Consider the following 7311-nt stretch of genomic DNA (forward strand, 5'->3'; position numbering starts at 1 on the left):
CATGACGGTCACCCTCCGTGGGTACGCTTACCCGAATTCGAGCCTCTCGGTGCGGGTCGCGGTCCCGGCGACCCCCGCGAGGAAGCCCTGGGCGCGCGGTGAGGCGTTCTCCCGCAGCCACTCGGGGGCGATCTCGCAGACGGCGACCTTCACCCCGGTGCCGGCCAGGGCCAGCGGCAGGGTGTGCACGACCGTGGACGGGAAGCTGACGACGGTGCGCCCGATGGGGCCGCGGCGGGCGATCAGCTCCAGCGGCAGATCGGGGCGGACCACCTCCAGGCCGGTCTCCACCGCTATCCGGTGCAGCTTCTCGGCGCTCTCGCGGCGGTGCGCGAAGTAGCGGGTGGCGCCGTGGGTGCGGGCCAGCACGGTGACGGCCCGCAGGTACTCGTCGGGGTCGACGACGCCGGTCTCCACCAGCGAGGTGCCGACCAGGTCCGCGCCCCTCGTCAGCCGCGGCGGGCCGAACCGGGACCGGGTCCAGGAGAAGTCGTTCACCAGCACCGTGGTGCCCGGCGGCGGCTCGACCGGGAGCGAGGTGAAGATCTCCACGGTGCGGTGCCGGCCGGGGGCCAGCTTGCGGCGGGCCATCGAGGTGACCGGGGCGAGCACCAGCTCGCGCGGGCCCCGGCCGCTGCCCCGCCGGTGCCAGCGCACCAGGCGCTCGCCGCGCGCGAGTTGGGCGGCGAACTCCATGGTGGCGGTGCCGTCGTCGACGACGGTGACCCGGCGGGGGCCGAAGAGGGTGAGCAGCAGCTGGACGTAGCGCGAGAAGGGGTCCCCGACGATCACCCGGTCCGCCGCCCGCAGCGGCCCGGCGAGCTCCCGGAGCGTGCGGACGAGGGCGCCCCGGCCCTGGCGGGCGTCCTGCCACTTCACGGTGAGGCCCTCGTCCCGGGCGAGCTGGGCCATCCGGCGCAGCTGGCCGCGGGACATCGGGTCGGTGGGCGAGAGGACGACGACGGTGAGGTCGCGGGGGGCGGCGGGGGCGGGCGCGCCGTCGCCGCCGGGGCCCCCCGCGGGACCGGGACCGGGTACGGGGCCGGGCGCGGGCCCGTGCCCGCCCTGGCCGGGGCCCGCCGGGGCCGGGGTGCGGCGGGTCGGCTGGGGCGGGACCGCGTGCAGCCGCGGCGGGTCCTGGGCGGCGGCCGCGTGGGCCCACTCCAGGACGTTCAGAAGCTGGACCGGGCTCTCGACGAACGCCAGCTGCCCGGTCATGCGGCGACGAGTCCCGGGACCCGGCGGAGCTTCTTCATGGGGCCGAGCTCCGACTCGTAGACCTTCTTGACCCCGTCGCCGAGGGCGGTCTCGATGGTGCGGATGTCGCGGACCAGGCGGGTCAGGCCGCCGGGCTCGACGGAGGCGGCCTGGTCGGAGCCCCACATGGCGCGGTCGAGGGTGATGTGGCGCTCGACGAAGGCGGCGCCGAGGGCGACGGCGGCGAGCGTGGTCTGGAGGCCGGTCTCGTGGCCGGAGTAGCCGATCGGGACGTTCGGGTACTCCTCCTGGAGCGTCTGGATGACGCGCAGGTTGAGCTCCTCGGCCTTGGCCGGGTACGTGGAGGTGGCGTGGCAGAGCAGGATGTTGTCGCTGCCGAGGACCTCGACGGCGTGCCGGATCTGCTTCGGGGTGGACATGCCGGTGGAGAGGATCACCGTGCGGCCGGTGGCGCGCAGCTCGCGCAGCAGCTCGTCGTCGGTGAGGGAGGCGGAGGCCACCTTGTGGGCGGGGACGTCGAACTTCTCCAGGAAGGCGACGGCCTCGGTGTCCCACGGGGAGGCGAACCAGTCGATGCCGCGCTTGCGGCAGTGCGCGTCGATGGCGCGGTAGTCGTCCTCGCCGAACTCGACGCGGTGGCGGTAGTCGATGTAGGTCATCCGGCCCCAGGGGGTGTCGCGCTCGATGTCCCACTGGTCGCGCGGGGTGCAGATCTCGGGGGTGCGCTTCTGGAACTTGACCGCGTCGCAGCCGGCCTCGGCGGCGGCGTCGATGAGGGCGAAGGCGTTGTTCAGGTCGCCGTTGTGGTTGATGCCGATCTCGCCCGTGATGTAGACGGGGCGGCCCGGGCCTGCGGTCTTGCTGCCGAGGGTGCGGAGGCGGGAGCTCATGAGGGTTCCTTCGGGTGATCGGGTGATCGGGTGATCAGGAGATCGAGGGGAGGGCGGCGGGGGTGTGGAGCTCGGGTCCGAGGAGCCAGGCGGCGATCTCGCGGATCGCTCCGAAGCCGCCGGGGGTCTCGGTGACCGCGCGGGCGGCGGCCCGTACGGAGTCGTGGGCGCTGCCGACCGCGACGGGCCAGCCGACGAGGTGGAAGCAGGGCAGGTCGTTGACGTCGTTGCCGGCGTAGAGGACCCGCTGGGGGTCGACGCCTTGCTCGTCGCACCAGCGCTTGAGGGCGAGGTCCTTGCGGTCGACGCCGTGCAGCACGGGGATGCGCAGCTTGCGGGCGCGGGCGGCGACGACGGGGTTGGCCTCGCTGGAGAGGATCAGCAGCGGGACGCCCGCCCGGCGCAGGGCGGCGATGCCGAGGCCGTCGCCGCGGTGGACGGAGACGAACTCGCGCCCGTCGGCGTCGATGTGGACGCGGTCGTCGGTCTGGGTGCCGTCGAAGTCGAGGACCACGGCGTCGACATCGGCGAGCGACGGGACGGGCGCCGTGTCGAGCAGCGGGGCGAGGACGCGGGCCCGCGCGAGGTCGTGCGGGTCGTCGATCTCCAGGACCCGGGCGGGGTCGGTGACGACGAGGGCGGTGCGGCCGAAGAAGCGGTGCCGGTGGGTGCGGAAGCCCTCGGCGGCCATCGCGTAGACGGCGCCGGTCTCCAGGTACTCGGGCTCGCGGTCCTGGCGGCGGGGGCGGTGCGCCTTGTCGTGGTTGACGCCGGTGGCGCCCGTGCCCTCGGGGGCGTCCCGCCACAGGAAGCCGTGCGAGGGGGCGGCGGTGAAGGCGGTGTCGGCGGCGCCGGAGGTGATCTCGCCGGCGGCGGAGTCGATCTCGTCCGGGGTGAGGAAGGGGCTGGTGCACTGGACGAGGAGGACGACGTCGGGGCGGCGGCCCGCGGTGGCCTCGAAGGCGTCCAGGGCGTGCAGGACGGCGGACTCGCTGCTCGCGGTGTCGCCGGAGAGCGCGGCGGGGCGCTGGACGGCCTCGGCGCCGAAGGAGCGGGCGGCCTCGGCGACGGCGGGGTCGTCGGTGGAGACGACGACGTCGGTGACCCGGGGCGCGCCGAGGCAGGCACGGACGGCGCGGGCGACCAGCGGCAGCCCGGCGACGGTGGCCAGGTTCTTGCCGGGGACGCCCTTGGAGCCGCCCCGGGCGGGGATCACGGCGAGGACGGTCGGCCGCTGCGGTGTCATCAGATCTCTCCCAGCCGGCGGATGACGGGGGCCACCCGCTGCACGCCGTGGCGGTAGGCGCCGCGCGCCGCCTCGCGGACGATCCGGCGCACCCCGCTCTCGCGGGGCTCGGGCGCGGTGAGGTCGAGCCGGTGGCGGGCGAGGACGGCGGGCAGGTAGCCGCCCGCGGTCTCGTCCGTGTAGTACGGGGCGAGGGGCGGCGGCGGGGGCCCGTCGAGCAGCGCGGCGACCCGGGCGCGGGCCTCGTCGAAGGCCCGCTCGTACGGGGTGTCGGCGGCGACGCCCTGGCGGGCCAGCCACTCCTGGTCGGGCTGCGGGGCCTCGCCCCGGTCCAGCCGGTCGAAGGAGGTGAGCAGGCCGGAGCCGAGGAAGTGGTGGTTGCCGAGCGCCTCGCGCACGCCGAGGTCGGTGAGGACCGCGGTGGGGATCCGCCGGTGCAGGGCCTCCAGGGCGGCCGTGGAGGAGACGGTGACCAGCAGGTCGGTGCGGTCCAGGACCTCGCCCATGTGCCCGTACACGAGGCGGAAGTTGGCGGGGGCGTCGAGCTCGCGCGCCAGCTTCTGGTACGGGAACTCCTCCAGGTGCGTGGTGTGTTCGCCGGGCTTGGAGCGCAGCTTGAGCAGCACCTCGCGGTCGGGGCGCAGCCGGGCGTGGGCGACCAGCCGGCGCAGCACGTAGGCGCGTTCGGCGCGGGTGACCGGGACGGAGGGCTGGGCGGCGAAGACCAGGGTGTCGCGGCCGGGGACCGGGGTGTGCGGGGCGCCGCCGAGGAAGGGCAGGGCCGCCTCGACGACGGACTCCGCGCCCGCGCCGACCCCCTCGTACACGGCGCGGAAACGCTCGGCGTCGTGGCGGGAGTTGGCGAGGACGACGTCGGCGCCGTGGCGCAGCAGCAGGCCGTCGGCGAGCTTCTCGTAGACGACGCCGACATAGCCGGTGACGACCACCGGGCGCCGGCCGGAGGCGGGGCCGCCGAGGTCGCCGAGGTCGCGGAGGCCCTGGAGCATGGCCCGTACGGTGCCGCCGACGAGGGCGAGCACGATCACGTCGTAGCCGCCGTCGCGTACCTCGCGCAGGAACTCCGCGCCGGTCACCTCGCGCGGGGCCGTGTCCGACACGCCGGTCTCGGCGAGCTGCCGCGCGGTGGGGGTGGCCCGGCCGCGCAGGACGAATCCGGCGGGTTCCTCGAACGCCCGGCCCGCGGGGGTTCCGGTGGTGATTCTGCGGGCGGTGAGCACGCCCCATTTCCACCGGGTGTCGGAATCGGCGAGTACGGCGACGCGCGCCGCTCGATCGGTACGTGATGGCACGTCGAGGACGCTAGGAGGGCCGGGGGATTCGCGGCCCAACTGGGCCGCAACAAAGGGTTAACAGCACCATGACGCATTGCGGGAAACGGACAGGAAGAGGGGGCGGCGCGGGGTGGTTAAGGGGCCCGCCGCTTCGTGTTCACCGGGCATCCCTCTCGCGGTCAGGACGAATGCCGGGGCGGCCCTTAGCGTCGGCCGGGTGGTGAAGCTCTCCGTCGTCGTGCCGTTCTACAACGTGCAGACATACGCCCCCGACGCCCTTCGAAGCCTGCGCGCCAACGCCCGCGAGGACTTCGAGTTCCTGCTGGTCGACGACTGTTCGACGGACGGGACCGCCGAGCTCCTGGACCGGGCCGCGCGCGAACTCCCGGGGGCCGTGCTCCTGCGGCACGCGCGCAACGAGGGCCTGGCGACCGCCCGCAACACCGGCCTGGACGCGGCCCGGGGCGAGTACCTGGCCTTCCTGGACGGCGACGACTGGCTGGCGCCGGGCCTGTACACCCGGCTGGTGGCCGAACTCGACCGGCTCGGCTGCGACTTCCTGCGCACCGACCACGTCCGGGTGAGCGGCCGAGCCCGCTCGGTGCGGCGGGTGCCGGTGGGGCGGCGCGGGGAGGTGCTGCGCCCGCGCGACGCGATCCTGCCGGCGGACCGCACGACCTCGGTGGACTACCCGTACGCCTGGGCCGGGCTCTACCGCCGGCGGCTGCTCGACCGGGGGCTGCTGCACTTCCCGCACGGGCTGCGGACGGCCGAGGACCGGCCGTGGATCTGGCGGCTGCACCGGGAGACGGAATCCTTCGCGGTCAGCGGTGAACTCGGAATCTTCTACCGGCGCGGGGTCGCCACCTCGCTCACGCAGATCGGCGATGAACGACAACTCGATTTCCTTCGCGCATTCGACCAGGTGATCGAGGAGACAATGAACGACCCGGACGCGGACCGGCTTCTCCCGAAGGCCGTCCGCACCTATTGCGCGGTGATTTCCCACCACCTCGGGAACACGGCCCGATTCGAACCGGAAGTGGCGCGGAAATTGAAGGCGATGAGCGCGGGAGCGCTGCGCCGCCTCCCCCAGGACGTGCTCGGCGAGGCGCTCGCCGCGATGGGCGACGAGCGCGCGGGCGCCCTGCGCAGGCTCCGGCGCCGCAGGCCCGGACCGGCCGCCGCCGCGCCCGCCGCCCCGGCTGCCCCGGCCGCGCCCGCAGCGCTGAAGGAAGCGGGTGCGGCATGAGCACCACCCAGATCTTCTGCGCCTCCACCCTCTACGGCGCCGCCACCCTCGCCGCCGCCCTCGACAGCGGCTGCTTCCCGCCCGCCGAGCGCCGCCTGCTGCTCGTCTGCACCAACGCCGCCGTCCCCGAGACCGCCACCCCGCTCGACGAGATGCCCGGCTTCGAGCGGCTGCGCGGGCGCTTCGACACCGTCCTCGACTGGAACGCGGTGATCGAGCCGCTGCACCCGGCCGGCTGGACCCCCCGCCCCGACGACCTGCCCCTGCTCCAGCGCCATCTGCGGCTGCTGTGGGGGCTCGGCACCGACCGGATCGAGCTGGTCCTGGAGTCGCTCCAGGTCGCGCCCGCCCTGACGATCGCCCAGCTCCTCCCGGACGCCGCGATCCACGTGTACGCGGACGGCCTGATGAGCTACGGCCCCACCCGCAACAAGATCGACCCGCTGGTCGGCGAGCGGGTCCGCCGGCTGCTCCACCTCGACCTGGTGCCCGGCCTCGACCCGCTGCTGCTCGGCGAGTTCGGCGCCGTCGCCGAGACCGTGCCGACGGAGGCGTTCACCAAGGTCGTCGAGGAGCTGGCCGGGCCCGCCGCCCGCGAGGAGGGCCCCGCGCTGCTGCTCGGCCAGTACCTCGCCGCGCTCTCGCTGCTCACCGCCGAGGAGGAGGGCGAGCTGCACCTGCGGATGGTCCGCGGCGCCGTCGCCCGGGGCCACCGGCGCCTGGTCTTCAAGCCGCACCCGACCGCGCCCGACGCCTGGTCGCGGGCGCTGGTCCGGGAGGCGGAGGCGCTCGGCGCCGAGCTGACGGTGCTGGACCGCCCGGTGCTCGCCGAGGTGCTGTACCGGGAGCTGCGGCCCGCGCTGGTGGTGGGCTGCTTCTCCACCGCGCTGCTCACCGCGAGCGCCTTCTACGGGATCCCCGCCGCCCGCGTGGGCACCCGCCCGCTGCTGGCCCGGCTCACCCCGTACCAGAACAGCAACCGGATCCCGCTGGTCCTGGTGGACGCGCTGGTCCCCGCCCTGGAGGAGGGGGACGGCGACGGGCCGCCGCCGGCCGCCGAGGACCTCGCCGGGCTGGTCGCCGCCGTCGGCTTCGCGATGCAGCCGAAGGTACGGGCGGACCTGCGCGAGGCGGCGGTACGGCACCTGGCCGGACCGCTCGCGGCCCGCACCCGGCACCACTTCACCCGCCGCCGCCTCACCTCGCTCGGCCTGCCCGGCGGCCTCCCGGTCCCCCGCCACCCGAGGATCCGCCGCCTGGCCCGCCGCGCCCTGAAACTGAAGCGACGGGCCCTGGGCGGCTAGGTCCTGTCGTCACCCTCCCGTCTGCCTCGCGACGCCATGCACGCACTCTCGGCGCACCGGGCACAAGCCCAAGTACGTCCAGTACGAGGGCGTGCGCCCGGCACGCCGA

The 7311-nt window shown here is 75.0% G+C and carries 6 protein-coding genes; 2 read left to right on the forward strand and 4 right to left on the reverse strand.

Annotated features, from left to right (window positions below; all coding sequences use genetic code 11):
* Positions 1-27: 27 nt before the first annotated feature.
* From AB0C99_RS12040 to AB0C99_RS12055, 4 genes are read right to left on the reverse strand one after another with little or no spacing between them, the layout of a single operon-like run.
* On the reverse strand, positions 28-1218 hold the full coding sequence (locus AB0C99_RS12040; protein ID WP_362473171.1) for a hypothetical protein: 1191 nt from the start codon (positions 1216-1218) through the stop codon (positions 28-30).
* Entirely contained in the window at positions 1215-2108 is an 894-nt protein-coding gene (locus tag AB0C99_RS12045) for an N-acetylneuraminate synthase family protein (RefSeq protein ID WP_362473173.1), read from the reverse strand. Before AB0C99_RS12045 ends, AB0C99_RS12040 begins: the two co-directional genes overlap by 4 nt.
* A 34-nt stretch (positions 2109-2142) precedes the next feature.
* The gene (locus AB0C99_RS12050; RefSeq protein ID WP_362473175.1) at positions 2143-3354 is read right to left on the reverse strand and encodes an acylneuraminate cytidylyltransferase; all 1212 of its coding nucleotides are present in this window, start codon (positions 3352-3354) and stop codon (positions 2143-2145) included.
* On the reverse strand, positions 3354-4664 hold the full coding sequence (locus tag AB0C99_RS12055) for a DUF6716 putative glycosyltransferase (protein ID WP_362473178.1): 1311 nt from the start codon (positions 4662-4664) through the stop codon (positions 3354-3356). The genes AB0C99_RS12050 and AB0C99_RS12055 overlap by 1 nt, the downstream gene beginning before the upstream one ends.
* Before the next feature lie 199 nt (positions 4665-4863).
* Here AB0C99_RS12055 and AB0C99_RS12060 point away from each other — a divergent pair, with 199 nt between their 5' ends.
* Positions 4864-5898 carry a glycosyltransferase family 2 protein gene (locus AB0C99_RS12060; RefSeq protein WP_362473181.1) on the forward strand — a complete coding sequence of 345 codons (1035 nt, stop codon included), beginning with the start codon at positions 4864-4866 and terminating at the stop codon, positions 5896-5898.
* Positions 5895-7202, forward strand: coding sequence for an alpha-2,8-polysialyltransferase family protein (locus AB0C99_RS12065; protein ID WP_362473184.1), 1308 nt, complete (start codon positions 5895-5897; stop codon positions 7200-7202). Before AB0C99_RS12060 ends, AB0C99_RS12065 begins: the two co-directional genes overlap by 4 nt.
* Positions 7203-7311: the final 109 nt, after the last annotated feature.

Source organism: Streptomyces sp. NPDC048659, from assembly GCF_040650575.1.
Lineage (GTDB): Bacteria > Actinomycetota > Actinomycetes > Streptomycetales > Streptomycetaceae > Streptomyces.